This is a genomic window from Synechococcus sp. MU1648 (assembly GCF_023630615.1).
Taxonomy (GTDB): domain Bacteria; phylum Cyanobacteriota; class Cyanobacteriia; order PCC-6307; family Cyanobiaceae; genus Parasynechococcus.
Genome location: NZ_JAKUHI010000001.1, coordinates 451,058 through 475,452, shown reverse-complemented (window position 1 = coordinate 475,452; position 24,395 = coordinate 451,058). Strand labels below are relative to the sequence as shown.

General features: G+C 55.6%; 27 protein-coding genes. 18 read left to right on the top strand and 9 right to left on the bottom strand.

Annotated features, from left to right (window positions below):
• Nucleotides 1–591 precede the first annotated feature (591 nt).
• Nucleotides 592–837, top strand: coding sequence for a hypothetical protein (locus NCN06_RS02850; protein WP_226397712.1), 246 nt, complete (start codon nucleotides 592–594; stop codon nucleotides 835–837).
• 2,315 nt (nucleotides 838–3,152) lie between these two features.
• On the opposite strand, the gene rpe is transcribed toward NCN06_RS02850, so the two are convergent.
• Complete coding sequence (gene rpe, locus NCN06_RS02845; protein WP_115023263.1) at nucleotides 3,153–3,836, bottom strand: ribulose-phosphate 3-epimerase; 684 nt, start codon at nucleotides 3,834–3,836, stop codon at nucleotides 3,153–3,155.
• A gap of 150 nt (nucleotides 3,837–3,986) precedes the next feature.
• Here rpe and glpX point away from each other — a divergent pair, with 150 nt between their 5' ends.
• The 7 genes from glpX (at nucleotide 3,987) to NCN06_RS02810 (ending at nucleotide 10,933) form a co-directional block, all read left to right on the top strand.
• Nucleotides 3,987–4,991, top strand: coding sequence for a class II fructose-bisphosphatase (glpX, locus tag NCN06_RS02840; protein WP_115023262.1), 1,005 nt, complete (start codon nucleotides 3,987–3,989; stop codon nucleotides 4,989–4,991).
• A gap of 31 nt (nucleotides 4,992–5,022) precedes the next feature.
• The gene (locus NCN06_RS02835) at nucleotides 5,023–6,321 is read left to right on the top strand and encodes a glutamyl-tRNA reductase (protein ID WP_226397711.1); all 1,299 of its coding nucleotides are present in this window, start codon (nucleotides 5,023–5,025) and stop codon (nucleotides 6,319–6,321) included.
• Nucleotides 6,322–6,442: 121 nt separating this feature from the next.
• The gene (locus tag NCN06_RS02830; RefSeq protein ID WP_226397710.1) at nucleotides 6,443–7,738 is read left to right on the top strand and encodes a glucose-1-phosphate adenylyltransferase; all 1,296 of its coding nucleotides are present in this window, start codon (nucleotides 6,443–6,445) and stop codon (nucleotides 7,736–7,738) included.
• A 138-nt stretch (nucleotides 7,739–7,876) separates the two neighbouring features.
• Nucleotides 7,877–9,295, top strand: a complete 1,419-nt coding sequence (gene gnd, locus NCN06_RS02825) for an NADP-dependent phosphogluconate dehydrogenase (protein WP_186572065.1) — start codon at nucleotides 7,877–7,879, stop codon at nucleotides 9,293–9,295.
• 10 nt (nucleotides 9,296–9,305) lie between these two features.
• Complete coding sequence (gene pgl / locus NCN06_RS02820; RefSeq protein WP_226397709.1) at nucleotides 9,306–10,019, top strand: 6-phosphogluconolactonase; 714 nt, start codon at nucleotides 9,306–9,308, stop codon at nucleotides 10,017–10,019.
• On the top strand, nucleotides 10,000–10,560 hold the full coding sequence (locus NCN06_RS02815) for a CIA30 family protein (RefSeq protein ID WP_226397708.1): 561 nt from the start codon (nucleotides 10,000–10,002) through the stop codon (nucleotides 10,558–10,560). The genes pgl and NCN06_RS02815 overlap by 20 nt, the downstream gene beginning before the upstream one ends.
• A 4-nt stretch (nucleotides 10,561–10,564) precedes the next feature.
• Complete coding sequence (locus NCN06_RS02810) at nucleotides 10,565–10,933, top strand: DUF8659 family protein (protein ID WP_226397707.1); 369 nt, start codon at nucleotides 10,565–10,567, stop codon at nucleotides 10,931–10,933.
• 1 nt (nucleotide 10,934) lies between these two features.
• Here NCN06_RS02810 and ilvD read toward each other — a convergent pair whose 3' ends face one another.
• The 3 genes from ilvD to NCN06_RS02795 are packed head-to-tail and all read right to left on the bottom strand — an operon-like array spanning nucleotide 10,935 to nucleotide 13,573.
• Complete coding sequence (gene ilvD / locus NCN06_RS02805; RefSeq protein ID WP_226397706.1) at nucleotides 10,935–12,608, bottom strand: dihydroxy-acid dehydratase; 1,674 nt, start codon at nucleotides 12,606–12,608, stop codon at nucleotides 10,935–10,937.
• A 44-nt stretch (nucleotides 12,609–12,652) separates the two neighbouring features.
• Entirely contained in the window at nucleotides 12,653–12,931 is a 279-nt protein-coding gene (locus NCN06_RS02800) for a hypothetical protein (RefSeq protein ID WP_226397705.1), read from the bottom strand.
• 36 nt (nucleotides 12,932–12,967) lie between these two features.
• On the bottom strand, nucleotides 12,968–13,573 hold the full coding sequence (locus NCN06_RS02795; protein ID WP_226397704.1) for a uracil phosphoribosyltransferase: 606 nt from the start codon (nucleotides 13,571–13,573) through the stop codon (nucleotides 12,968–12,970).
• A gap of 55 nt (nucleotides 13,574–13,628) precedes the next feature.
• On the opposite strand from NCN06_RS02795, the gene NCN06_RS02790 reads away from it, so the two are divergent.
• Both NCN06_RS02790 and NCN06_RS02785 read left to right on the top strand, forming a co-directional pair.
• Nucleotides 13,629–14,138 carry a pentapeptide repeat-containing protein gene (locus NCN06_RS02790; protein WP_115023243.1) on the top strand — a complete coding sequence of 170 codons (510 nt, stop codon included), beginning with the start codon at nucleotides 13,629–13,631 and terminating at the stop codon, nucleotides 14,136–14,138.
• A 6-nt stretch (nucleotides 14,139–14,144) separates the two neighbouring features.
• Nucleotides 14,145–15,293: a GTP-binding protein gene (locus NCN06_RS02785; protein ID WP_226397703.1), complete on the top strand. Its 1,149-nt coding sequence runs from the start codon at nucleotides 14,145–14,147 to the stop codon at nucleotides 15,291–15,293.
• Here the strand turns inward: NCN06_RS02785 and NCN06_RS02780 are convergent.
• A complete protein-coding gene (locus NCN06_RS02780; RefSeq protein ID WP_250398640.1) occupies nucleotides 15,230–16,096 on the bottom strand; it encodes an EamA family transporter in 867 nt (288 codons plus the stop codon). The genes NCN06_RS02785 and NCN06_RS02780 overlap by 64 nt on opposite strands.
• A gap of 144 nt (nucleotides 16,097–16,240) precedes the next feature.
• Between NCN06_RS02780 and NCN06_RS02775 the strand changes: the two genes are divergently transcribed.
• The 3 genes from NCN06_RS02775 to NCN06_RS02765 all read left to right on the top strand — a co-directional run bounded on the left by NCN06_RS02775 (nucleotide 16,241) and on the right by NCN06_RS02765 (nucleotide 18,110).
• On the top strand, nucleotides 16,241–16,666 hold the full coding sequence (locus NCN06_RS02775; protein WP_250398639.1) for a DUF389 domain-containing protein: 426 nt from the start codon (nucleotides 16,241–16,243) through the stop codon (nucleotides 16,664–16,666).
• A gap of 141 nt (nucleotides 16,667–16,807) precedes the next feature.
• A complete protein-coding gene (locus NCN06_RS02770; RefSeq protein WP_250398638.1) occupies nucleotides 16,808–17,437 on the top strand; it encodes a hypothetical protein in 630 nt (209 codons plus the stop codon).
• A 211-nt stretch (nucleotides 17,438–17,648) separates the two neighbouring features.
• On the top strand, nucleotides 17,649–18,110 hold the full coding sequence (locus NCN06_RS02765) for a hypothetical protein (RefSeq protein WP_250398637.1): 462 nt from the start codon (nucleotides 17,649–17,651) through the stop codon (nucleotides 18,108–18,110).
• A gap of 169 nt (nucleotides 18,111–18,279) precedes the next feature.
• On the opposite strand, the gene NCN06_RS02760 is transcribed toward NCN06_RS02765, so the two are convergent.
• Both NCN06_RS02760 and NCN06_RS02755 read right to left on the bottom strand, forming a co-directional pair.
• Nucleotides 18,280–19,227: an SDR family NAD(P)-dependent oxidoreductase gene (locus NCN06_RS02760; protein ID WP_226397698.1), complete on the bottom strand. Its 948-nt coding sequence runs from the start codon at nucleotides 19,225–19,227 to the stop codon at nucleotides 18,280–18,282.
• Nucleotides 19,214–20,119: an SdiA-regulated domain-containing protein gene (locus NCN06_RS02755; protein ID WP_226397697.1), complete on the bottom strand. Its 906-nt coding sequence runs from the start codon at nucleotides 20,117–20,119 to the stop codon at nucleotides 19,214–19,216. The genes NCN06_RS02760 and NCN06_RS02755 overlap by 14 nt, the downstream gene beginning before the upstream one ends.
• Between NCN06_RS02755 and NCN06_RS02750 the strand changes: the two genes are divergently transcribed.
• The 4 genes from NCN06_RS02750 (at nucleotide 20,114) to NCN06_RS02735 (ending at nucleotide 22,185) form a co-directional block, all read left to right on the top strand.
• The gene (locus NCN06_RS02750) at nucleotides 20,114–20,656 is read left to right on the top strand and encodes an LOG family protein (protein ID WP_226397696.1); all 543 of its coding nucleotides are present in this window, start codon (nucleotides 20,114–20,116) and stop codon (nucleotides 20,654–20,656) included. The genes NCN06_RS02755 and NCN06_RS02750 overlap by 6 nt on opposite strands.
• Complete coding sequence (locus NCN06_RS02745) at nucleotides 20,656–21,351, top strand: SDR family NAD(P)-dependent oxidoreductase (RefSeq protein ID WP_226397695.1); 696 nt, start codon at nucleotides 20,656–20,658, stop codon at nucleotides 21,349–21,351. The genes NCN06_RS02750 and NCN06_RS02745 overlap by 1 nt, the downstream gene beginning before the upstream one ends.
• 67 nt (nucleotides 21,352–21,418) lie before the next feature.
• Nucleotides 21,419–21,706, top strand: coding sequence for a hypothetical protein (locus NCN06_RS02740; RefSeq protein WP_115023232.1), 288 nt, complete (start codon nucleotides 21,419–21,421; stop codon nucleotides 21,704–21,706).
• A gap of 11 nt (nucleotides 21,707–21,717) precedes the next feature.
• Nucleotides 21,718–22,185: an HIT family protein gene (locus NCN06_RS02735; RefSeq protein WP_250398636.1), complete on the top strand. Its 468-nt coding sequence runs from the start codon at nucleotides 21,718–21,720 to the stop codon at nucleotides 22,183–22,185.
• Here NCN06_RS02735 and NCN06_RS02730 read toward each other — a convergent pair.
• Together NCN06_RS02730 and NCN06_RS02725 are read right to left on the bottom strand one after the other, a co-directional pair.
• The gene (locus tag NCN06_RS02730; RefSeq protein ID WP_250398635.1) at nucleotides 22,169–22,570 is read right to left on the bottom strand and encodes a hypothetical protein; all 402 of its coding nucleotides are present in this window, start codon (nucleotides 22,568–22,570) and stop codon (nucleotides 22,169–22,171) included. The genes NCN06_RS02735 and NCN06_RS02730 overlap by 17 nt on opposite strands.
• Nucleotides 22,571–22,587: 17 nt before the next feature.
• Nucleotides 22,588–22,824, bottom strand: coding sequence for a hypothetical protein (locus NCN06_RS02725; protein ID WP_115023229.1), 237 nt, complete (start codon nucleotides 22,822–22,824; stop codon nucleotides 22,588–22,590).
• Between the two features lie 884 nt (nucleotides 22,825–23,708).
• Between NCN06_RS02725 and NCN06_RS02720 the strand changes: the two genes are divergently transcribed.
• Nucleotides 23,709–23,963: a hypothetical protein gene (locus NCN06_RS02720; RefSeq protein ID WP_250398634.1), complete on the top strand. Its 255-nt coding sequence runs from the start codon at nucleotides 23,709–23,711 to the stop codon at nucleotides 23,961–23,963.
• Nucleotides 23,964–24,395: the final 432 nt, after the last annotated feature.

Below are 24,395 nucleotides of genomic sequence, written 5' to 3'. Positions count from 1 at the left end.
TCATTCATGTGTTTTCATGGTCAAGAAATGTCTAAATACGATTCGCCTTGGCGTGAGCTTTTGGCGATGTGTGATCTGCGTGAGTAATGTTGTTCTTGGACATTGATGATTTGCAGGCGTTTTCCGGGGCGAATATTATCCTCGTTGTTTTGCTGTAGTGGTCGTTATCTTCTTAAAAAAGTCCTGTCAGTTCCGCGTTCAATGATCAAGTGATTCTTTGATGAGGATTATCCGGCTTGCCCTATTTTGACAGCGTTGTTGTTTGTGATGGCAATGGGGAGAAGTATTCCAGCGCGATATGACTTCCATTGGCTTTCGCCTTCCTGATGAGGACAAGCCTCTTGGTGTCTTTCGTTCCCCCGTGTGATTAGTTTGTTGATCCCCCTTCTTCTCCCATTTCTCCTGTGGATCTGCTCCCGTAGCGAGAGCTAGAGGGATAGACCCCATGGAAAGGAGGAATCTGATGGGGGATACGAGGACGAGGGTGCAATCAATGACACACCACTGCTTTATGGAAGATGTGGAGGGCCTGACGAAGTTGTTGAACAGAGCTTTCTACGACCACAATTATCGAGAATTTTTTTGCCATCAATGACTGCCGCCACGCGCTTGATCAAAAAACTCGACAAAGCCTTGGCCAACTACGACAGCTTTGGAGACAACCCCGGCGCTCACGTTGAAGAGGTTCTTGGCAAACTTGAGAAATCTCTGGACAACCTGCGCTCCAAGTCGAATCCAGATCACATGGCGAGGATCTACGTGGAACGAGACCGCGCCATGATCAAGCAGGTCATCCTGAACCGCGTCATGGCAGGTGAGCTATCTGAAAGGGCCTGAACACGCCTCAGATCCCGCCACCAGTAATGCTAGATGTCGCAGTGGATTTTGATGTCGATGAGCTTTTTTGACCGTCACGATGCACACAGGCACTCGCTCTCATCATGGTGATTAACGGGTGCTTATTCAATTCGGATCCCCTCCAGAGCGATGTTTAACGAGGATGTGATTTGGGCTCAGTGCTAACTGGGGTTAATTCCGCTCTTCTCTAAAAAAAGTCTGTTCCGTAACGGAATAGTCAATGTCTGTTGTCGAGTTGAGAGTGGGCAATCCACTCCCGATGCGTGCGGACCCCGGCTCCTTTTATCCCTCAGTCAGCCGCCATAGACATGCATCACTGCTTCTAGGGCACCAAGGCCAACGAGGAACGTGCCTGCGAGAAGGGCGAAGTCTTTTCTTGAGTTAGCCACAGAGACGACGGTTGCTCCGGCGAATGCCAACAGTAGAAACCTAAAGGCAATGGGAAGGCTCAACGTTGCGGAAGGTGTATTTCTCTGATGAGTTTTGTAAACCCACTGCGGTGCATGGTGTTATCCGCTTGATACCAACTTTGAGTTACTTAATTGCTCTCAAGGGAGATATTCATGGCTTCTCCAAAACGGCCAACATCTCTTTCAAGTAAGCCTGCGTCAAAAAGACACGATTGCTAACGATATTTTTTCTAGGGGGTGAGATAGATGGCATACCTGTTACCTCCAGAACGGTGGATTGCTGTCTGCGACAGGCGCGATCAACCTTGCATGTCGTCAGTCTGAAGAAAACCTGTGGTGTGGGCTAGCTCCTGCCGATGTTCACCATGGTGGACTTGTGGGTCTGGCAGCGAAAGCGGCCGCCACAAGGGGATCGAGGCCTAACGGACTCTCCCCACCTCTGAGGGGGATCGAGGCCCACGTGGACTCTCCCCCACACCCTTCTTGTCAGCCCACTTCCAGTTGCCTTTGGGAACAAAGGTCAAAGTGACGCGAGAAGACACCGATGAAAGTGTGATTGTCGTGATCAACGACCGTTAACCCTTCAAGAAGGGCACGGTTATCGACCTTGCCTATGGAGCTGCTGATGCATTGGAACTTGATGAAGATGGTGAAGCCGTCGTCAGCCTTAAGGTGTTGGACTCATCGAGCTAGGCATCAATCCAGCAGAGATGAGATGTCTCCTGGATTGGCTTGCGCTTCATTAGAGCGATTTCACCTCAATTAGATGAGCAATGTCTGAGAGTTGTGGTGGATTTCTCTGCTTCCTCCGCTTCTGATCGAAGATAACGTTTCCGCTGTGCCGACTCCAAACCAGATAGCTGGACGGGATGTCTGGAGGGTGCGATCCGTTGAGGCCGATCAAGACCCCTTAGAAGTGGATGGATTCCTCGTCTGCTCATTGTCTTCTCCTTGGTTATGTGTGAATCTCGCGCCGTGACCTGTGGGTCATCGCGTTATTTCATGCTTTCATAATATCGATTTCTGTTTTGTGTTCAATATCACTGATTGTGGTAATTGCCGTCCTCGAGTTGTTCGGGTGACCCGACGTCCACTTCCTTCTGGTGCCTTCTTCTTACTATCACACAATCTTTAGAGGCAAGACAAATACTTTGTTCAATGTGCTGCCACTCTGCCATTGATTTCACAAGCTATGCACACGTAAAATGTTCAAAAAGGAAGGCCAACCCTGCCAGCAGGGATGGCCTGAACCTTGTTGGCGTTCTTTGAAGCTGAACGAAGCGTCTGGGTGTGTGGCTTTTTAGGCCAGTCAGGCAGCTTCTAAATTCTGCTGAGTTGGACCGTCGTCACGCATTGGACGCCTCCGACTTCGACAGTTTCACCATCGTTCAGGCGATTGGTTGAATCATCAGTATTCCAACTCAAGTGGAGACGCCGGAGAGCTGGACGTTGTTTGTAGACCGGTGTTATCAACAAGAAGGCAGTGGTGGGCCACTGCCTTTTTTCATCTGGCTTATGAGCTCAAGTGTTGAAGCACGACACTGATGTTCATACCTCCCTTGGCATATCCAGCAACAGCTAGTGCAATCACACCAGCATTGAGGGCTAGGAATGCTGCAACCAGCTTGACTTCAACGTTCATAAAACAATTATCGGAGTCTCTTTTGCGGCACTGTGGCTCCAAATCTTTGGAGATGATGAAACTGTGGATCCCTCGATCGTTGAATCTTTTTGGGGCCTCAAGCCACCACTGGGCCTTGTTCTCTATGGCGTCAAGCCACCATCCCAGCTGAGCCCTCGCTTGAGCTCATGGTGTCTATCAGCCACAAAAAAGCCCGGCAATGGATGCCGGGCTTGGTGCTATTGACGCGAACGACCTGAGGATCAGGCGAGAACAGCTTCTTTGCTGCTGCTGTTCCGGATGCCTTTGATGGCTTCAGCGTAATCAGGTTGGTTGAACACCCCTGAGCCGGAAACAATTGCGTTGGCGCCAGCTTCAATGACTTTCCAGGCATTGGCACCCTTGATGCCGCCATCCACTTCGATCCAGGGATCAAGACCTTTTTCATCGCACATGCGGCGCAGGTCGCGAATTTTCTGTACCTGGCTTTCGATGAAGCTTTGGCCGCCGAAACCGGGGTTGACACTCATGATCAACACCAGATCGCAAAGCTCAAGGCAGTACTCGAGGGTGTCGAGGGAAGTCGAGGGATTGAGCACCGCGCCTGCTTTTTTGCCCAGGTCTTTGATCTGAGCGAGGTTGCGATGCAGGTGCGGACATGCTTCAACCTGCACCGAAATGATGTCTGCACCGGCCTTGGCGAAGTCGGGGACGTACTTCTCCGGTTCAACAATCATGAGGTGAACATCCAGCGGCTTCTGGGTGACGGGACGAAGCGCTTCGACGATCAGGGGGCCAATGGTGATGTTTGGGACAAAGCGCCCGTCCATCACATCCACATGGATCCAATCCGCACCTGCTTCGTCCACGGCTTTCACTTCTTCGCCGAGGCGTGCGAAGTCAGCCGACAGGATCGACGGCGAGATCACCAGGGGCTTGGTGCTCATGGATGTGGAGCGCGAAATGCCGAGTGATTTTAGGGACTCCTGCAACCACTGATACAGTGAGCCGCGCTCAGACGTCGAGATCCACTGCGGCGGCGGCAAACTGCCCGTCCAGGAGATCTCGCCAACCCGTACCACCCCATCCGGAGTCCCGTGGATCAGACCCTCATTCAGGAAATTCTCGAGATCGTCGAGCAAGCCGCCATCGCTTCCGCCACGCTCTCCGGCAAAGGTCTGAAGGATGAAGCGGATGCATTGGCTGTTGATGCCATGCGCAAGCGCATGAATCAAATTCAAATGCAAGGTCGCATCGTTATCGGTGAGGGCGAACGCGACGAAGCTCCCATGCTTTACATCGGAGAAGAGGTCGGTACTGGCAATGGTCCTGGCGTCGATTTCGCCGTTGACCCTTGCGAAGGCACCAATCTTTGTGCCTACAACCAGCGTGGCTCAATGGCCGTTCTTGCGGCATCCGACCGTGGCGGTCTGTTCAATGCTCCCGACTTCTATATGAAGAAGCTGGCTGCGCCCCCGGCAGCCAAGGGCAAGGTGGATATCCGCAAGTCGGCCACTGAAAACATCAAGATCCTCAGCGAATGCCTGGGGCTTGCCCCTGACGAACTGACCATCGTTGTGATGGATCGTGCTCGTCACAAGGATCTGATCGCTGAGATCCGCGCCACCGGTGCACGGATCCAACCCATCTCTGATGGTGACGTTCAGGCTGCGATCGCCTGTGGCTTTGCCGGCACTGGTACCCACTGCCTGATGGGCATTGGTGCAGCACCGGAGGGTGTGATCTCTGCTGCTGCCATGCGCGCTCTCGGTGGCCATTTCCAGGGCCAGCTGGTTTACGACCCGGCTGTGGCTCAAACTTCCGAATGGGCTGACATGACCAAAGAGGGCAACCTGGCGCGTCTGACTGAGATGGGCATCACCGATCCAGACAAGGTCTACGAAGCTGAGGAACTGGCCTGCGGTGAGCATGTTTGTTTCGCAGGAAGCGGCATCACTGATGGTCTGCTCTTCAATGGAGTTAAGTTCGAAACGGACTGCACCCGCACCAGCAGCCTGGTGATTAGCAACCTGGACAACACCTGCCGCTTCACCAACACCGTGCACATCAAAGACGGTGCCCAGAGCATTGCTCTGAGCTGATCGTCACTAACTGGTTGAGAGGAACGTCTCCATGCATATTGCCGTCGTCGGCCTCAGTCATCGCACGGCACCGGTGGAAATCCGGGAAAGGCTCAGCATCCCTGAGCAGACCATGGAGACGTCGCTCCAATCGCTACGCGGTAATGAGCAGGTGCTCGAGGCTTCGATCCTCAGCACCTGCAACCGTCTTGAGATTTACACCCTGGTTCGGAACCCCGACCTCGGCGTGTCTGCTGTCAGCGACTTCCTCAGCAGTCATTCCGGCCTTGAGACAGGTGAACTGACCCCTCACCTGTTCAGCTTTCACCACGAAGACGCTGTCGACCACCTGATGCGGGTGGCAGCAGGTCTCGACAGTCTTGTGCTGGGGGAAGGACAGATCCTCTCCCAAGTCAAGAAGATGATGCGGCTCGGGCAAGAGCACAAATCACTGGGCCCGATCCTGAATCGCTTGCTGACCCAGGCTGTCACTACAGGCAAGCGGGTCCGCAGTGAGACCAATCTTGGAACGGGAGCCGTTTCAATCAGTTCAGCGGCCGTTGAGCTTGCCCAGCTGAAGCTTGGGCAGTCCCGTGGTCTTGATCAACTGGTCACCCTGGAAAGTGAGCAGATCGCTGTAGTTGGTGCAGGGCGCATGAGCCGTCTGCTGCTTCAGCACTTGCAGGCCAAGGGTGCTTCAGGGGTGGTGCTGCTGAACCGCACTGTTGCCCGTGCCGAACAGCTGTCTGCCGATTTCCCTGATCTTCCGGTTCAGTGCAGGCCGCTCTCCGATCTGGATCAGTATCTGAGCACCTGTTCCCTGGTGTTTACCAGTACCGCTGCGGATGACCCGATCATTGATGCGTCCCGGCTGGATCCACTGAACCGTCGCAGCAAGCTTCGCCTGATCGATATCGGGGTGCCCCGCAACATCGCTGCTGATGCTGCCGAGGTTGACGGCGTTGAATCCCACGATGTGGATGATCTTCAGGAGGTCGTCGCCCGCAATCAGGAAGCTCGCCAAGCCATCGCTCGAGAGGCAGAGCAGTTGCTTCAGCAGGAAGCGCAGCAGTTCCTGGAATGGTGGGACAGCCTTGAGGCAGTGCCGACGATCAACCAGCTGCGTTCCTCCATGGAATCGATCCGTTCGGAGGAACTGCAGAAGGCCCTTAGCAGGATGGGTCCTGATTTTTCAGCCCGAGAGCGTAAGGTTGTTGAGGCCTTGAGCAAGGGGATCATCAATAAGATCCTCCATACCCCAGTCACTCAGCTGCGGGCTCCGCAGACACGGCAGGATCGTCAACAGGCTCTTCGGATCGTGGAAAGACTGTTCAATTTGGAGGCCTCTTGACCTGTCGAGCCGTTCAGTCGCGAACTGAATCCCAGTAATCTCGACTGATTCTTCTCCAAGACGGTTCTTAAGCCAAAAACTCCGGTAAGTTCTTGCGGCAACGCCGATTTGGGATAACGGCATGAAGCGGGTTTTGGCCATCATTCTGGGCGGAGGTGCTGGTACGCGCCTGTATCCACTCACCAAAATGCGTGCCAAGCCGGCTGTCCCTCTGGCTGGTAAATATCGTCTGATTGATATCCCTATCAGCAACTGCATCAATTCCGACATCAACAAGATGTACGTGATGACGCAGTTCAATAGCGCATCGCTCAACCGCCATCTGAGCCAGACGTACAACCTCAGTAATTCATTCGGTGGAGGATTCGTTGAGGTTCTCGCCGCCCAGCAGACCCCCGATAGCCCTACTTGGTTTGAGGGCACTGCAGATGCAGTTCGAAAATACCAATGGCTTTTTCAGGAGTGGGATGTTGATGAGTATTTGATCCTTTCCGGTGACCAGCTGTACCGGATGGATTACAGCCTTTTCATCGAGCATCACCGCCGCACTGGTGCTGAGCTCACCGTTGCCGCCCTCCCTGTTGATCCCAAACAGGCTGAGGCCTTCGGCCTCATGCGTACGGATGAAAACGGCACTATCAAGGAGTTCCGCGAAAAGCCCAAGGGTGATTCACTGCTGGAGATGGCTGTTGACACCTCTCGCTTTGGCTTGAGTGCAGATTCTGCCAAGGAGAGGCCCTATCTGGCCTCGATGGGCATTTACGTCTTTAGCCGTGAGACCCTGTTTGATCTGCTTGATAAGCATCCCGGCCACAAGGATTTCGGCAAAGAGATCATTCCCGAGGCCCTTGCAAGGGGCGACAACCTTCAGAGCTATGTGTTCGACGACTATTGGGAAGACATTGGGACGATCGGTGCTTTCTACGAAGCCAACCTTGCGTTGACCCAACAGCCCACACCCCCTTTCAGCTTCTACGACGAAAAATTCCCGATTTACACCCGTCCCCGGTATTTGCCTCCCAGCAAACTTGTTGACGCTCAGATCATCAATTCGATCGTTGGAGAAGGCTCGATTTTGAAGTCCTGCAGCATCCACCACTGTGTTCTTGGCGTACGCAGCCGGATCGAAAGTGACGTCGTTCTTCAGGACACGCTGGTGATGGGCTCTGATTTCTTCGAATCGAGCGATGAGCGTGCAGTTCTCAAGGAACGCGGTGGCATCCCCCTTGGTGTCGGTAAGGGCACCACTGTGAAACGAGCCATCCTCGATAAGAACACTCGCATTGGTTCGGGTGTCTCGATCATCAACAAGGACAACGTCGAAGAAGCTGATCGCTCGGATCAGGGTTTCTATATCCGTAATGGAATCGTGGTTGTTCAGAAAAACGCAACCATTCCCGACGGCACGGTGATCTGAACGTTGATTTGATCTCTGGTCAGGAAGGCCGTCTGCTCCGAAATCTGATGGCCCATTCCTGACATAACTTGTGTGATTTGCGGTCGAAGCGGTCCGGCCTCAACACACTGAGCACAGTTGTCAGTGGTCCTCCAGACCATGTCCAAGTCTCACTTCGGCCTCATCGGTCTCGGCGTGATGGGTGAAAACCTCGTCCTCAATGCGGAGCGCAATGGCTTCTCCAGCGTTGTCTACAACCGCACCTATGCGAAGACTGAAGACTTCCTGAATGGGCGCGGCAGGGAGAAGAACATCCAGGGCGCCACGGATCTGGAAGACTTCGTCGGCAAACTTGAACGCCCCCGCCGGATTTTGATGATGGTGAAGGCGGGCCCCGCAGTTGATGCTGTGGTGGATCAGCTTTCTCCCTATCTGGAAGAAGGAGATCTGCTGATTGATGGCGGTAACTCCGATTATCACGACACCGAACGCCGGGTGAAGCAGCTCGAAAGTAAGAGTTTTGGCTTCATCGGCATGGGTGTCTCCGGTGGTGCAAAAGGCGCCTTGGAGGGGCCAAGCATGATGCCCGGGGGGACGAAAGCCTCTTATGAGGCCATCGAGAGCCTCGTGAACAAGATGGCGGCACAGGTCGAGGATGGCCCCTGTGTCACCTATATCGGCCCCGGTGGATCAGGTCATCTGGTCAAGACGGTCCACAACGGCATCGAGTACGGCATCGAGCAGATCCTGGCCGAGGGCTACGACCTGATGAAGCGGGTCAAGGGAATGACCGGTGTGCAGATGGCTGATGTTCTCGGTCAGTGGAATGCCACTGAGGAGTTGTCGTCCTACCTGGTGGAGATCACGGAGGTGTGTCTGCGCACCAAGGATCCTGAAGATGGAACCGATCTGGTCGAGAAGATCACGGATCAGGCTGGCCAGAAGGGTACGGGCCTCTGGACTGTGGTGACTGCACTGCAGATGGGTGCCTCGGTTCCCACCATCTATGCATCGCTCAATGCTCGTGTGATGAGCTCCATGAGGCCCCAACGGATGGCGGCTGAATCCATCCTCAAGGGTCCCGCAATCAAGGACTTTGATCTGGGGACACCTGACGATGCCATGTCTCCGTTGATGGATGCCACGGTGTTGAGCTGCATCGCCAGTTATGCCCAGGGCATGGAACTGCTACGCATTGCGTCCCAGGATCTCGACTATGAGCTCCACATGCCTTCCATCGCTCAGATCTGGAAAGGCGGCTGCATCATTCGCGCGCGCCTGCTCAAGCGGATTCAGGATGCCTTTGACGCTGATCCCCAACTGCCCAACCTTATGGTGGATCCTTGGTTCGCCGAGCAGATCAACCGCCGTCTCCCCGGCCTGGCCAAGGTGGTTGCCGGTGCTGCCGAAGCTGGCATTCCGGTTCCCTGCTTCAGCAGCACCCTCGACTACATCAACAGCTACCGCTCAGGTCGCCTTCCCCAGAACCTGGTTCAGGCGATGCGCGACTGTTTCGGGTCCCACACCTATCAACGGGTCGACAAGGAGGGAACGTTCCACACCGAATGGCTCAGCTGAGCGGTCAGCCATGACGAACTACCGCGTCGAGCGGGCGAGGGATCCTCAGGACCTTGCCCGCCGGGCTGCCGAAACAATCGCTGCCCAGATCGATCTTGCCTTGGATCAAAGAGACCGATGCCAGATCGCACTCTCTGGTGGCAGTACCCCTGCCAGTGCCTATTCACTGCTTGGTCAGGAGAGGCTGCCCTGGGATCGGGTGGATGTGGTGCTGGGTGACGAGCGTTGGGTTGCTGCTGAGGATGAATCCAGCAACGCGGGCATGTTGCGGCGCACCCTGCTCGCCCCTGGGCCTGGAGCTTCTTCCTCCTTCCACCCTGTGCCCACGGTGGAACTTGAGAGCCCGGAGGCCAGCGCTCACGCCTTTGCTGAACAGGTCTCCCGGCTTTGTTCGGGTGTCCCTCCCGTGTTTGATGTGATGCTGCTTGGGCTGGGCGACGACGGTCACACCGCCTCCCTTTTTCCCGGTACGGATGCTCCAACGGTTGTGGATCGCTGGACAACCATTGGTCGTGGCAAGGGGTTGGATCGGATCACCTTGACGGCTCCTGTGCTCAGTGCCGCCCGACAAGTGATTTTTCTGGTGAGTGGGGCCGGCAAGCAAGAAGCCTTGCGGCGCCTGCTGGATCCTTCTGAGTCCGCCGAGCGCACTCCCGCACGCTTGGTTCAGCCTGCTAGTGATGTGCTCATCCTTGCTGATCAGGATGCAGCCGCCGGCCTCTGAACAGATTCTTTTCCAGGGCAGCGATTTTGCTGACTGGGCCAGCCTCAATGACACCATCATGGGCGGCCGATCCCGTGCGGGTTGTCATGTTTCCCCAGAAGGACTCGTTCTGGAGGGAGATTTGGTGGAAACCGGTGGCGGTTTTGTCAGCTGTCGCTCGCCCCGCCTCCAACCCCCGCTCGACCTTTCTCCTTTCTCCGCTCTGCAGCTGGATGTGGAGGGGGAGGGTCGAACGCTGAAGATTGCCATCGGTTGCCGGGATGGGGCCATGGGACTCACTGAATTGATTCCTGGTGGTCTGCGCTGGGTGGTTGATGCAATAACTGATCCCGATGGGGTGACCCGCGTGGTGGTGCCTTTTACTGAGCTCAGGCCCACGGTGCGTGCCAAGCCAGTTGGTTTGCCGTTGCGCTTCGATCCCAGTGGCATCACGCGCATTCAGGTGCTGCACTCCAAGTTCGGCGATGCGGGCGATCTCAATCCAGGCTTTCGCCCCGGCTCCATACGAATGCTGATTCGATCCATCCGCGCCTTGCCCTGAACCGATGGACCTTCTGGTGTTGATCGCCAAGGCGGCCGACGTTTGTCTCAAGCCATGGAGCCATGCAGTGGTCTTGATTGACCCCTCAGCTCCTGAGCAACTCGACGACCTTCATGTTCGGATTGAAAGCCGGGATGGCGATGGCCAGCGCCATCCCGATCGGGATCTTGAGCTGGAGATTTATCGGAGTGGTGATGAGATCAATCTGATGCTCAGCTGGTGGGATCAACCCGAACGCCCAATGCTCTGGCACGGGCGACATCCGGTTTGGATGGATGGGGCCTCGGGCCAACGTTGCTCGGCGCCGCAGGATGCCGGTCCTCTGGAGGCATTGGGTCGGCGCTTACGGGCTCTGGTACAACCGGCCGCTTGACTCAGTCGTCGTGATCGGTTGTTGCGCCTCGGCTCGAGCTGGAGACGAGCCGTGCATATTTGCCGAGAATTCCGTTGCGATAGCGCGGTTGCGGTTTGGTCCACCCCGCACGACGACGCTCCAGTTCGGCCTCATCCACGTTCAGTTGAAGCAGCAGTTGGTCGGCATCGACGGTGATGCTGTCGCCTTCCTGAACCAGGCCGATGGTTCCTCCGACGGCGGCTTCCGGAGCGACATGGCCCACAACGAGACCGTAGGTGCCACCGCTGAAGCGCCCATCGGTGATCAGAGCGACCTTGTCCCCAAGGCCTTGTCCCACGATCGCTGAGGTGGGAGCCAGCATCTCCCGCATGCCAGGTCCACCGACGGGACCCTCGTAGCGGACGACGACCACGTCACCGGCTTTGATCTGCTTGTCGAGGATGGCAGCCAGGCATTTTTCCTCGCTTTCGAACACCCGGGCCGGTCCAGTGAGCACAGGCGTTTTCACACCACTGATCTTGGCCACGCTGCCTTCTGTCGCCAGGTTGCCCTTGAGGATCGCCAGATGTCCCTTGGCGTACATGGGGTCGCTGAGTGGACGGATCACGTCTTGCCCGGTGGGTGGTTCTCCTGGAACGTCCGCCAGAAGCTCCTTCAGGCTTTTTCCTTCGACTGTGCGGCAGTCCCCGTGGAGCAATCCGGCATCGAGCAAAAGCTTCATCACCTGGGGGATACCGCCGGCATTGTGCAGATCTACGGTTACGTAGCGACCGCTGGGCTTGAGATCGCAGATCACCGGCACCCGCTGACGGATTCGCTCGAAGTCGTCGATGCTCAGGTCGACACCGGCTGTGCGGGCAATGGCTAGCAGGTGGAGCACCGCATTGGTGGAGCCACCTACCGCCATGATCACGCTGATGGCGTTCTCAAACGCTTCTTTGGTGAGCAGATCGAGGGGGCGGATATTGGCTTTCACCGCCTCGACCAGCACCTCAGCGGAGCGCGCTGCACTGTCGGCTTTTTCCTCGTCCTCCGCAGCCATCGTCGAGCTGTAGGGGAGGCTGAGACCCATTGTTTCGATGGCGGCACTCATCGTGTTGGCGGTGAACATCCCACCGCAACTGCCAGCACCCGGGCAGGCATTTTTCTCAACCGCGGTGAGCTGCGCTTCATCGATTTTGCCGCTGGTCAACTGTCCGACAGCTTCAAAAGCGCTCACCACCGTGAGATCACAGCCGCCAAGCTTGCCGGGCTTGATCGTGCCGCCGTAGACGAACACCGACGGAATGTTCATCCGTGCCATGGCCAGCATCGCGCCGGGCATGTTCTTGTCGCAGCCGCCAACAGCCAGCACGCCGTCCATGCTCTGGCCATTGCAGGCAGTTTCGATCGCATCGGCGATCACCTCCCGACTCACCAGGGAGTACTTCATCCCTTCGGTGCCCATGGATATGCCATCACTCACCGTGATGGTTCCAAACATCTGAGGCATGCCTCCGGCCTGTCGGGCTGCTTCCTCAGCCCTCTTAGACAGGTCATTCAGCCCCACATTGCATGGAGTGATGGTGCTGTAGCCGTTGGCAATGCCCAGGATCGGCTTGCCAAAATCACTGTCTCCAAAACCGACGGCCCGCAGCATGGCCCGGTTGGGAGACCGCTGAATCCCCTTGGTGACGGCGTCAGAGCGAAGCATGGAACGGAGCGGACCAGTGGCGATTAAGCCAACCTACCGAGCGCTCATCCTTCGCTACCGAGACCTTCAAGTTGGGCGCGAACGCGGGCGATCTCAGCGTTCAGTTTTTCCACCCGTTCCTCGAGGTGACCGTTGGATGAGCTGTCCAGCACTTCAGAGCCGTCTTGCATTCGCGGCGCATGCAACATCGACTTCTGCACTCCATAGCGCCTACGCCTGTCGGCTTCATTCAAGAGCCACCAGGCCAGACCAGCGGCACCGAGCACTGCTCCGGTGACCAGCGTTGCCAGGGTGCCTGAGCCCGTGTCGTGCTGCTGGGCCATGGGTGCAATCAACCTGACTGAAGGTTAGTCACGCTCTCAATGTCTGAGGTTGAGCCGTCGCACAGGGTCACCGATTCCCGGACGAATCTCGCCTTGTTCACCCAGACCTTCGTCGATGCAAGCAGTGTGCAGCGTCAGGTCGGGAACGGTTTCTCCCAATAGCTTCAGCCCCGGACTGGCACACAGCGCGGTGATTAAACGCAGACGTCGCCCATCAACACCCTTGTTTTGCAGCTCCTGAAGGAGCTGGAGTGTGGCCTGGCCATCGCGGATCTGATCAATAAACAGAATCACCCCAGCGTTCGCCTCAATCTCCTGCGGGCATGTCCCTAAACAAAGGGATGCATCAGGTAGTACGGATCGTCCTCCTTGCCACAGCTCGAGGCCACCAGGAAGAACTGGGATGGCGATCAGGGGCACAGAAGCCTCAACGATGGTTCCTTCGGTGTCTCCGTCCATCCCGGGCACCGTGTCGCGACGATGGGGTAACCAGTCCCGCAGGGCTTCGTAGGTGAGCCAGCGGCCCAGTTCGTGCAGTCCAGTGGCATAAAGGGCTGGAGGGGTTTCCCTGTGCCGCAGCATCGTCAGCCAATGACCGATTAGGGGATGGGGTGGAACCACCACCCGCAGGCTCATGGCCATAACGACTCGCTCCGCTGGTGTTTGCCATAACGTGATTGCTCAAATTACCGGTCTCATGGGCGCCCTTCGACGTACGGCCTCGCTGCTGGCAGTGATCCTGCTGGGTCTCAGCACCATCTTCTGGCCTGAGTCGGCCGAGGCCATCACAGCTCCGGAACTCCGCGGACAGTTTGCAGTTCAGGAGATCAGCTCCGACATGCACGGCCTCGATCTCAAGGAGAAAGAGTTCCTTAAGGCCGATCTGCGGGAGGTGAATCTGAGCGGCACAGATTTGCGGGGAGCTGTGATCAACACCTCTCAACTTCAGGGCGCCGATCTGCGTGACGCCAACCTCTCCGATGTCGTCGGCTTTGCCAGTCACTTCGAAGGCGCCGATCTGCGTGGTGCCAATTTCACCAACGCGATGATGATGCAGAGCCGTTTTACCGACGCGCAGATTGATGGTGCTGATTTCACCAACGCCGTGATCGATCTGCCTCAGCAGCGGGCCCTTTGCGCAAGGGCTGATGGCTCCAACCCGATCAGCGGGGTGTCAACCCGTGAGAGCCTGGGCTGTCGCCCTTAAATTCCCATGCCAAAACGTCTGCCGGTGACCGTGATCACTGGCTTCCTTGGGGCTGGTAAGACCACCGTGTTGCGCCGTCTGCTCACCCGCGGCGGCCAGCGTTTGGCGGTGATGGTGAATGAATTTGGCAGTGTGGGCCTTGATGGTGATCTGATCCGCAGTTGTGGCTTTTGCCCCGAGGAGGATGTCGCCGGCCGCCTGGTGGAGCTGAACAACGGCTGCCTCTGCTGCACGGTTCAGGACGATTTCCTCCCGACGATGGAGACGTTGCTTGAACGGGCGGATCAGCTGGATGGGATTGTTGTTGAAACCAGCGGCTTGGCCTTGCCACGTCCCTTGCTTCAGGCCTTGGACTGGCCCGCCATTCGCAGCCGTGTTCATGTGAATGGTGTGGTGACGCTGGTGGATGGCGAGGCCCTTGCGCAGGGCAGCCCTGTGGCTGACGCCGATGCGCTTGAGCGTCAGCGCGCCGAGGATCCCAGCCTCGATCACCTCACAGCCATCGACGAGTTGTTTGAGGATCAACTCCAGGCCGCTGACCTGGTCTTGATCAGTCGTGCCGATCGTCTGGACGCTTCGGCGATGGCTGATGTGAAGGAGGGAATTAGGAACAAAGTCCGACCGGGAACTGCTCTGCTTCCGGTCTCTCAGGGACAGGTGGAGACGGCTGTTGTGCTGGGACTGGAGCACCAGGCCACGCATCAGAGCCATGAGCACGAGCATCACGACCACCACGATCACGACCACGATCACGATCACGATCACGATCACGACCATGATCACGATCATCACGACCACACCCACGTCGAGATGGTCGGTAGCAACGTTCGCGTGGAAGGGGCCCTGGATCGGCAGGCTTTCGAGCAGCTGCTGCCCAACCTCGTTCGTGATCAGCAGGTGCTTCGTCTAAAAGGGCGCGTCTGGTTGCAGGGCAAAGCGCTTCCGCTTCAAGTTCAGATGGTGGGCCCACGGCTGAACAGCTGGTTTGAAGCTGCCCCCAGCCATGCCTGGCGTCCTGAGGTTGGCTGCGGTGCTGATCTTGTGGTGCTGGCGTTGAACAACACTGCGGCTTCGGTCGTGGAAACCGCTCTTCAGAGGCTTGTGCAGGCCACACCGGCCAAGGCCAGCACTGCAGCAGCAGCTCCGGGGAGCTGAATCGGATCACCTTCCATTCGGCCAAGAAAAAGAGCCATCACCGGAGCCGTAGCCATCAGCGTGACGCCTGGTCCAACGGGCATGGTTTGCAACACGACCTGTTGCAACAGGATGCCCCCGTTGGTGCCGATCAGGGTGGCGACCACAAGCTTCCACTGCTCCTGCCGTGTCATTGCTGATCTTCTCCAGGCCCCCTTCATCACGGGGATCAGACCAAGCCATCCGCCCAGCAAGCGAATGGCTGCTGTCTGCAGTGGCGTCAGTTCTGAGCTGATCAAGACATAACGGGCAAGAAAGGCTCCGCTCAGACCACAGATCACAGCGACGAGGGCGAACATCAGACCGCTGCTCAGTTCGGTGCCTATTTCACCCTCTTGTCGATGGCTTGCTCCCTTGGCCTGTAACGCGATCAGCACAACCGCGCCCGACACCAGGATGGCGCCAAGCCAGTTCCTCGAACTCAAGCTGTCCCCCATCACAAGCACTCCAGCGATGCTTGCCAGCACCGGACCGCTTGCCTCGACGGTGAGGGTTCGACGGGTGCCGAGTCGTCGTAAAGCACCGAGGTAAAAGCTGTCTCCTGCAGCAATTCCGATCAAACCGCTGATCAGCAGCAGCAATACCGCTTCTGCCTCGGTACCCCGCGGAAGCATGAGCAGTACCGGCAGAAACACCAGGCTGGCCAGGCCGTTTTTCAAAGCATTGAGCCGGATCGCCGTCACCCGACCCGATAGCGAACGCCAAAGAGCACTGGCTCCGGTCCAGGCCATGGCTGCTCCGAGGGCCGCCAGCACTCCCGTCATCTCGTGATGGTGATCGTCGTGAAGTCTGCTGTGTCGTTCTGAACTCTGTGCACTATTCAGGAACGTGAGTTCTTGAGAGGCGAAAGGCGCTGGGGCACTTGCTTGAGAGCTTGTCGGGGCATTGGGCGGTTCATCTTGAAAGTCGTGTTCCGCGTACTGAGCCTTACGAAGCACGGATCGCATCATCCAAGCCTTCGCTTGGCTTTTGGTTTAGCCGTCAGTGACGGGAAATTGATCCGACGTTTTGCCGTCACGATCAGCTTTGGGGTGATTGCGGTTGTTGGAACCGCATCGTTGATCAGTTGCGGGCTCGGCATCAGCCATGTGCAGTCGGAAATCACCGGACGCACCTCTATGAACCTGATCGATCTTGGGATCGCTATGGCTGCTGCTGCCGGGTCGTTCGCGATGACGCGCAAACAACTGTCGAATTCCATTGCTGGAGTGGAGATTGCTGTTGCCCTTGTTCCCTCCCCCTCTGCGTCAGTGGCATTGGCCTCACATTCGGCGCCCCTTGCGTCAAACGAAGCCAATTTTTATTGCTGTGGTTGCCCGAGCTGCAGTGTTTAACTTCTTCGGTTGTTCTTTGATGAATCCCTTGCTAGGTATTTCTACGGTTAAAATGGAATTGGAGTGCATTGTGACGGTGATGTATTCCTAGGTAATCGACATGGCTCATCTTTCAAATCAATGTTTCGAGTTTCTTCCTTAGTGGCGATCACGGCAATTGTCAGCGCTCCTGCGCTCGGTCTTGCCGGTTCGTATCAGGCGCTTTGTGCCGGCACGAAATGCACAGTTGTAGTGGGGCCTGACGTAATTAGCTCGCCGTATGGTTCGATTCCGACAAACCGCGTTACTAACTGGGGTGGTGGTGGTGACACCAGTACCCAGGTCGGAACTGGTGTGGCAACAACGATTTTATTTGGCCCGATTGGATTACTGGGTTTTCTTGCGAAAAAGCATGACTTCAATTTTGTTGTAAATGGGTATGACGCTGATGGGAAAAAAGCTTCTCTCTCGCTGCAATTTAAGAATGATAAGCCTGCAAAACGCTTTATCAATGAAATGCAGCAGGTGACTCAATTAGGCATGGGTCAGACCAGGACTGCCAAAGAAATCATGGCAGCAGAATCAAGTGCGAGTACACTCTCTACTGGCACTCTAGAGGGTGACGCTCAGCTTCAGGAATCAGGTCTCAACAGCAAAACTACTGATTTAGCACCCAGTTCGAATTCAAATTGCTGGTCTAAGTATCTCGAGAATAATCCTGCAATGAAGGAATGGGCTGAAGCTAATCCTGGTATGGCAGCACAGAACAAAAAACGCTTTGACGATTGTTGATTCTCACGGGAAAAATTAGGTGGTGTTGATGTTGTCGCCATCCATCTGCCGACCAGTCCGCGAACACCTCACCTCGTCTGAAATGGCGGGGTATTTTTTGGCGAAGTCGCCGAACCCCTGTCGCTTTTGCTCGGAAATGGTGGATGTTTTTGGTCGCGGAATGGTGGCCGGCTTGACCAATCAGATCGCGTAGGGCTCATTTCTGCTCTTTATGGCAAGCCTGATCGGCATTACCGTCACCAGCCTTGTGGTGTTTTTGCTTGAGCGATACGGCTCATTTCGCACGTGTTGGCGCAATCTCTTGGCCTGGCTGGATTTGTTGGGATTGCTGAGTCTGTCGTTGTCATCTGTATTGCATGATTTGAGTGTGCGGCAGGTGATGGATGCTGAATTTGGTAGCTTCAAAGCTGGGTCACTTAAACGCGTTGCGATTGCTCAGAGCAGCCGGAGATTTTGGTCAAAGGTTCGTTTTATGTATAGCAATATCAGTGTTGTCGATATCAAGGCAAGACTCGACCTGGTGTTGAATGTATCTGAAGATTATTTGGCTCAATCATTGATGAATTATGTTTATCAAAATATGTTGAACCGAGTCAAGCCTTTTGGGTTAGGCGATCTGAATTTCAATATAAGTGTGATGCTTGATTTTAATAATCAGGGGATAGATTTATGATTATGTGGATGCAGCTGTTTTGTGGTTGTAGGATTTTGTCTCCTTAAAAAGTATTGACATCTACTGGATGGATCCTTTTGGGATCTGAGTTGATCGCTGAAAAGTTTCAGTTAAATGATGGCCGTACTTCTGTTGTCTGTGTGTCTTTCTATGGGGCTGAACAACAGTTTTATGTTGAAAGCGTCGCCTTGATCAGTTTGGACGACAGCGTCCAGAGAGTCGTCGCTTTGTTGCTGTCGGATGCTTCTTCGGAAGGTTCAGTTGGGCTGAATTGATGTCGTCCGGGCCCCAGCAGCCCGTTGCTCCAGTAGGTGAATCCAGGCTGGTTGAGCTCTTCGTCGATGAGTCGCACCAAAAGACCTCCGGCCTGTTCAACACGTTCCGTCAACTTCAAAAGATCTCTGGCGATCAACCCGAACAAGGCTTGTCCGAGAGGATTGGCTTGGCGACTACTCCTGAAAAAACCGTCTGATGTCCGAGGAATCACTAGTCCTGGACTCCATGCCACCACAGGCACTCCAGGACTTTGGCGATGAATCTCCTGGGCCATCAGCAGATTGCAGAGCTTGCTGTCCTTGTAGGCCTTATCAGCATTGAAAGGGCTTATGCCGTCCACCATGGCCGCCCCTGGCCCCTGGTGAATGCCCTCCATCGTGCCGAGTCCCGCAGGTTGGCCAACCCGCCCACCTCCAGTGGATGGGTTGTGCACCTCAGAGGCGGTGATGACGATGGCTCGGGCGTGCTCCTTCAATCTTTCAACCAGGAGTTGATGGGCCAAATGGTTCACCGCAAAGGTGAGTTCAATGCCTTGTTGACTCCAACGGGGTGAACGATGTCCGGCGTATTGCAACCCCGCATTGAGCACCATCGCATCAAATGTTGTGTGGCTCTGACGGACGTGGTCGATCGCCTTCGCGACGGACCCAAGGTCTGCCAGATCTGCAACACAGGTCTGAACAGATCCAGACAACGCTGCTTGGGTTTGACCGGCCCGTTCTGCATTACGACAAAGGATGGTCAGCTCATCTCCACGGGCCAGCAGGATCTTTGCTGCTTCAAGCCCGATCCCGCTGCTTGCACCAGTGATCAGGACTCTGCGCTGCTCAGCTGTCGTCATGGACTTTGAACACGTAGAGATCAGCGTCACGATCGCTCAACACATACATCCTGTTCCGTTGCGGATCGAAGGCAATGCCCTCGGGTTTGCGGATCTGCCTTTCCTTGGCTCCAGTGTTGATGGTGAGATCAAGGCGCTGAAGAACAACATCACGTGTCCAGTCGTATTGGAACAGGCACTGACCTTTGTCGCTGGCAATCCAGATCGTGTCATTCCTGCTGTCGTAACTCAGCCCGGAAAAATCAATTTTGTCGGACTTGAGCCTGGGGTGAGTGAACCCCTGGCCTGCTTGCAGCACCCTCGTTGAAAGAATGGTTATGAGAGCGGGGTCGAGTTCGATCAACAGACCTGGTCGTTGCTCCTTGACCACAAACACGTGGTCGTTGCTGCTGTTCACGGTGATTCCCTCCAATCCATTGTTGTCTGGAGAATCTGGGAAATAGTCAGCGATGGTGTCGTAGTTGTTCATGGCTGACAGGGGGCGTCGGGAGCGTTCACGCCGGGTGTAGAGATCCACCACCACAAGTGAATTTGTCGCCTCCTGCACCACGAGCAGTTCACGTTCGTCGCGGCAGATAGCAATCCCCTCTAGGTCGTCGAGTCCGATGAAGAAAGAGTCGGCGACCGACACCCTTCCCTTGAGGTCAAGGCTAAAAATCGCCTTGGTGTCATCACTGACGGTGTAGAGCGCTGATCCATCACGGTTCAATGTCAGCCCGGAGGGTTCATTGAGGCCAAGCCCTGGGTCACGAATCCGGTGACGGCTCAGCAGTTCAAGGCGAGACGAGGTCATGGTCACAAGGTGCCATTGGTAGCGATTGTCTGCACTGATGTCGTTTCTGCCAGCCACTGCAGGAGAAGATGGACTGATCACGGCAAGGGCGTCATGCATCGGATCGCTGTGTATTGCGGCTCTCGGAGCGGCGAGTCTCTCTTGTTCAAGGCTGCCGCGAATGAGTTGGGCGCCTTGCTTGCCTCTGAGCAGATCTCCCTGGTTTATGGCGGCGCCCGGATTGGTTTGATGGGTGCTGTTGCTGATGCCGCTCTAGCTTCTGGGGGTGAGGTGATCGGGGTGATCCCTGAGCCATTGATGCTCGATGAGGTCGTTCACACCGGCTTGACCCGTCTTGATGTTGTGGGCTCGATGCATGAGCGCAAAGCGCGGATGATTGAGTTGGCTGATGCGGTAATTGCAATGCCTGGTGGTCTAGGAACGCTGGAGGAGTTGTTTGAGGCACTGACATGGGCTCAGCTTCGTTTTCATGCCAAACCGATCGGCATTCTCAACGTCAATGGCTACTTCGACACCTTGCTCAGGTTTCTGGATGACAGCGTCTCGACAGGATTCATGTCGATGCAAAATCGAGCTCTCCTTGTGGATGCATCGACGCCACAATCTCTTCTCAATCGACTCTTGAACGTGACCTGATGCAACGCACTGTCTTGCTCACCGGAGCCAGTCGGGGCATCGGTCGGTCCATTGCGAAGCGGCTCATTGACGACGGCCATCGTCTCAGCCTCGGCTTGCGAGATCCAGATTCACTCAGGGGAACCGAACTTGATGTCGACCGTGTTGCACATCACCCCTACGACGCCAGGGATCCCGCGAGTGCTGAAGCCTGGGTGGAGTCCACCATTCACCAGTGGGGACAGATCGACACCCTGATCCACTGTGCTGGGATTTTGCGTCGCACCCCGCTGCTGTTTGCCAATGGCGAAGAGCGCGACCTGGATGAACTCTGGTCCGTCAATGTGATGGGGCCTTGGTGGTTGACTCGCGCGAGCTGGCCATTCTTGGCGTCCTGTGGCCATGGGCGGATTCAGGTTCTGGTGTCGATGAGTGGCAAGCGCGTCAAGGGTCGAATGGCGGGATACCCCGTCAGTAAATACGCCTTGATGGCGCTTTGTCAGAGCATGCGCAATGAAGGCTGGGACCAGGGGATTCGCGTGACCGCCATCTGTCCCAGTTGGGTCAACACCGACATGGCTCGTGCGGTGACGGCGGTACAACCGGCAGAAATGACCCAACCCGGTGACCTGGCGATGCTTTCCAGCACCCTGCTGTCGCTGCCGGATGCTTCGGTTCCCTTCGAGTTAGCGATGAATTGTTCCTTCGAAACCTGAATCTTCTGGTGACGAGGCTTTCCTGCTCCGGTGACGGCGCTATGGATGACGCAGCGTCTTTACCGCGATGTGTCTTCTTGCGGCGATTGGCTTGCTTGCCCCACGCCTTGTCTTGGTGTTGATGTGGTTGATCAACAGCAGCTTCGTTCTGCAGCCATTCACTGGCACCAGTGTTCCCAATCCAGTACTTCCCGTTCTTGGCCTGTTGTTTCTTCCCACAACAACTCTTGGGTATTGCTGGGCTGAGGCGTCGTTTGGAGGAGTCTCCTCCTTCAGTGGACTGTTGGTGGTTTTGATCGGACTCATCATTGACTTCGGCTTGATCGGCAACGGCCGTGGAGCCGTGCGCCGTTGAACCCTGCACCGTTGAACACCATCTCCGTGGAAAGCTGTGCCATTTGTCAGCTGCATGCCGACCCTGCAGCCCGACAGCGTTATGAGATTCGGCGGTCTGAGCTCTGGGTGCTGCGCCATCACCCTGACCCAGCCCCACTCCCCGGCTGGCTCTTGCTTGATTCACTACGCCACTGTTCTGGACCTGTGGATTTCTCTGAGGCGGAGGCCTCAGACTGGGGACGCGCAGTAAGAGATGCCAGTCATCTTGTGAAGCAGATCACCGGGTGCGAGCGCGTGTATGCGATCGCCTTCGGTGAAGGTGCCCAACACCTTCATCTGCATCTCATCCCTCGACACCTCGATGAACCGGCGTCCAAGGCCTGGGCCGTTGCAGACCTTTATCGAGCCATGGATTCAGGTGATCGAGCTGCATCAGATCCAGCTGCTGTGGCCTCGTTAGTTCAACGCAGTCGTTCCTTAATCACCGCTCAGAGTTGAACCGCTTGCGGGTTTTGCTGTTGTTGATGCTGTGCTTCAAGCGGCCAAGAGGCCAGCCGAGGTGTTTGAGATGAATCAAGGTGTGGGGTGAGGCTTTAAAGCAGTTATCGCTATAGCTGCCAGTGATCCCGATTTCTTTGAGCGTAAGCAGAAGCAACCGCTGCTCACGACGGGTTCCCCGACGACTAGCGAGGACGACAAAATCGCGATCGCGGATCTGTTGATCAATCGCTTCGATGTTGTCGCAATAGCCAATGGTGAGAGTTTGATCAATGGCGCGATACGCGGTGTAGATGCGCCCCTCGGGATTGTCCTGAAGAGTTTGCACCCGTTCGCTTAGGGCAATCACTGCTTCCATGACCGGCGCCTGGAGAGCTTGTTCCATCCGTTCGATCTGCACGATCAAAGACCTCCCACAGCCAAGCGTTCATCACAGGCACCTTCGTAAGCACGGATGGCTGCGCTGGGAATAGAGCCATTGCTCTTGAGTTGGCGCACTGAGTGCTCAACGCACTGAAGCACAACACTGGTGAGTTCTCGGCCTTCGCACAGGGCCCAGCTGCGTAGCAGAACATGAAGGCTCGGTGGAACCGAGACCGTGAGCTTGACCTGGGTTTCGCGGGTGGAGGTTTTGATCATGACCCGTGTGCTGTCGAAGCAACTCAAGAGTACCTGCCAAGTTACCCACAAGCAACTCTTGAGTAGCTGCAGGGTTGCTTTTGGGTTGCTCGATGGAGGCTCTGCGCTTTGTTCTGCCTTTACGGCCAAGAGCGTCTCTGCGCTGTTGCGTCGTTGGGCAGGGCCGGCCCCACCCCTGTGCATCTCTGGTTCTATCAGGGCATTAATTCAATGAGCTCTTGCTGGGGTGGATGTCAAAAGGGTGAACAGATGAATTGTTCAGAGACATGATTGTTTCCAATATTGATGATCAGCGTCCCGCTTAGTTTGTTCGAATTACCTGAGCAACAGAGTGGTTGAATGGTTGACAGGAACTTCGTGGTTGTCACTGTTGCCGTAGCAATACGTTGCTGGAAGTACGCGATTGTTGTGTTCGTTGACCCAGTTATTACTGCTGTGATTGATTCTAACTGACAATGGTTGAAGCCTTGCTCTAGGGTTCATGCTCCTGTCATGAATAGTGTGAACTGTGCTATTAACCAGTTGTTTTGTTGATCGTGGAAAAGTGTTGTTCACCCTTTCAGACTCACTACCTTGGCTTAGGCTCGCCGCAGCAAACTTTCTGTTGTCGATCGTTGAATTCGAAGCCAACTGTCTCAGACGTTTTGAGTCTGATGAGCGATCTCTGATTGTGGTTAGTTGGATCTATTTTTAAAAGAAAATTCAACACCCTTGCGGTGTCGTTATAATCTATTGATAGTCTTGGAGACGCTATGGGTGCGGCTGCAATTCAGGCTGACAAGGTGGTCAACGTCAAAATGGCCGAGTCAGAGCACACTTTGCTGAAAGCGTATTGCGCCTCGGTAAACCGCAGCATGCAAGATGTGCTGAGGGATTTCACGTTGATGGAAATCCAGAAGCAACATTTCTGTTGTCGTCTTGTGCGCTCTTTGATGGAAGAGCATTGCGTCGATCAAGACCCCAGGGTCGAGAAACCCTGTGCTGGTTATGCCTGTTACTACTGCCGACATGCAGAAGCCTGCAAGGCCGGCGAGACAGAATTGCTTTACATCCCCCGTCAGGAAATACGCCAACTGGTGACGGAGGAGTCGGCTTACATCTTCGACTTCGACGGAAGCAGCATCGACCGTCCGTCCTAAGCAGGCCAAGCCCACTCAAGTCTCCAGCCACGATAGATGTTTAGCTCGGCCGGAATTTCGCAATCGTTGGCTTCACTCCCATGCTCAAGCCCACTCCTGATCGATTGCAAGAACCGGTTCCGGTCCATCATTCGGCATACATACTTTCTACTAAGTGCCAAAGCCTGAACGCTGTATGGCCTGCGATTTGGTTCCGCAGAGATTTTCCGTGCTGCTTTGGCCCGTCAGCGAAGCCTCGTCTGCTGACGGATTGAGTCTGACGAGCGTCTAGGCGTCCTATTTAGCCGACCATGGCTAGGCCATCTAGAGGGGAATCATTCCGAGACTCGAACGGAATTTGTGAATGTCGAAAAATTGTCGCTGGCTTCGACGAAATCCCGCACTTTTCGGCTCATAGTGGTCGTGCCAAAGCTGCTAAAGGGGCTTGGAAGC

Bases quoted from the DNA above. Each gene is read 5' to 3' on its own strand.
- NCN06_RS02850 (WP_226397712.1), top strand. From the start codon at position 592: ATGACTGCCGCCACGCGCTTGATCAAAAAACTCGACAAAGCCTTGGCC.
- rpe (WP_115023263.1), bottom strand. From the start codon at position 3,836: ATGAGCACCAAGCCCCTGGTGATCTCGCCGTCGATCCTGTCGGCTGAC.
- NCN06_RS02835 (WP_226397711.1), top strand. From the start codon at position 5,023: ATGCATATTGCCGTCGTCGGCCTCAGTCATCGCACGGCACCGGTGGAA.
- NCN06_RS02830 (WP_226397710.1), top strand. From the start codon at position 6,443: ATGAAGCGGGTTTTGGCCATCATTCTGGGCGGAGGTGCTGGTACGCGC.
- gnd (WP_186572065.1), top strand. From the start codon at position 7,877: ATGTCCAAGTCTCACTTCGGCCTCATCGGTCTCGGCGTGATGGGTGAA.
- pgl (WP_226397709.1), top strand. From the start codon at position 9,306: ATGACGAACTACCGCGTCGAGCGGGCGAGGGATCCTCAGGACCTTGCC.
- NCN06_RS02815 (WP_226397708.1), top strand. From the start codon at position 10,000: ATGCAGCCGCCGGCCTCTGAACAGATTCTTTTCCAGGGCAGCGATTTT.
- NCN06_RS02810 (WP_226397707.1), top strand. From the start codon at position 10,565: ATGGACCTTCTGGTGTTGATCGCCAAGGCGGCCGACGTTTGTCTCAAG.
- ilvD (WP_226397706.1), bottom strand. From the start codon at position 12,608: ATGCTTCGCTCTGACGCCGTCACCAAGGGGATTCAGCGGTCTCCCAAC.
- NCN06_RS02800 (WP_226397705.1), bottom strand. From the start codon at position 12,931: ATGGCCCAGCAGCACGACACGGGCTCAGGCACCCTGGCAACGCTGGTC.
- NCN06_RS02795 (WP_226397704.1), bottom strand. From the start codon at position 13,573: ATGGCCATGAGCCTGCGGGTGGTGGTTCCACCCCATCCCCTAATCGGT.
- NCN06_RS02790 (WP_115023243.1), top strand. From the start codon at position 13,629: ATGGGCGCCCTTCGACGTACGGCCTCGCTGCTGGCAGTGATCCTGCTG.
- NCN06_RS02785 (WP_226397703.1), top strand. From the start codon at position 14,145: ATGCCAAAACGTCTGCCGGTGACCGTGATCACTGGCTTCCTTGGGGCT.
- NCN06_RS02780 (WP_250398640.1), bottom strand. From the start codon at position 16,096: ATGACGGGAGTGCTGGCGGCCCTCGGAGCAGCCATGGCCTGGACCGGA.
- NCN06_RS02765 (WP_250398637.1), top strand. From the start codon at position 17,649: ATGGCAAGCCTGATCGGCATTACCGTCACCAGCCTTGTGGTGTTTTTG.
- NCN06_RS02760 (WP_226397698.1), bottom strand. From the start codon at position 19,227: ATGACGACAGCTGAGCAGCGCAGAGTCCTGATCACTGGTGCAAGCAGC.
- NCN06_RS02750 (WP_226397696.1), top strand. From the start codon at position 20,114: ATGCATCGGATCGCTGTGTATTGCGGCTCTCGGAGCGGCGAGTCTCTC.
- NCN06_RS02755 (WP_226397697.1), bottom strand. From the start codon at position 20,119: ATGCATGACGCCCTTGCCGTGATCAGTCCATCTTCTCCTGCAGTGGCT.
- NCN06_RS02745 (WP_226397695.1), top strand. From the start codon at position 20,656: ATGCAACGCACTGTCTTGCTCACCGGAGCCAGTCGGGGCATCGGTCGG.
- NCN06_RS02740 (WP_115023232.1), top strand. From the start codon at position 21,419: ATGTGTCTTCTTGCGGCGATTGGCTTGCTTGCCCCACGCCTTGTCTTG.
- NCN06_RS02730 (WP_250398635.1), bottom strand. From the start codon at position 22,570: ATGGAACAAGCTCTCCAGGCGCCGGTCATGGAAGCAGTGATTGCCCTA.
- NCN06_RS02725 (WP_115023229.1), bottom strand. From the start codon at position 22,824: ATGATCAAAACCTCCACCCGCGAAACCCAGGTCAAGCTCACGGTCTCG.
- NCN06_RS02720 (WP_250398634.1), top strand. From the start codon at position 23,709: ATGGAAATCCAGAAGCAACATTTCTGTTGTCGTCTTGTGCGCTCTTTG.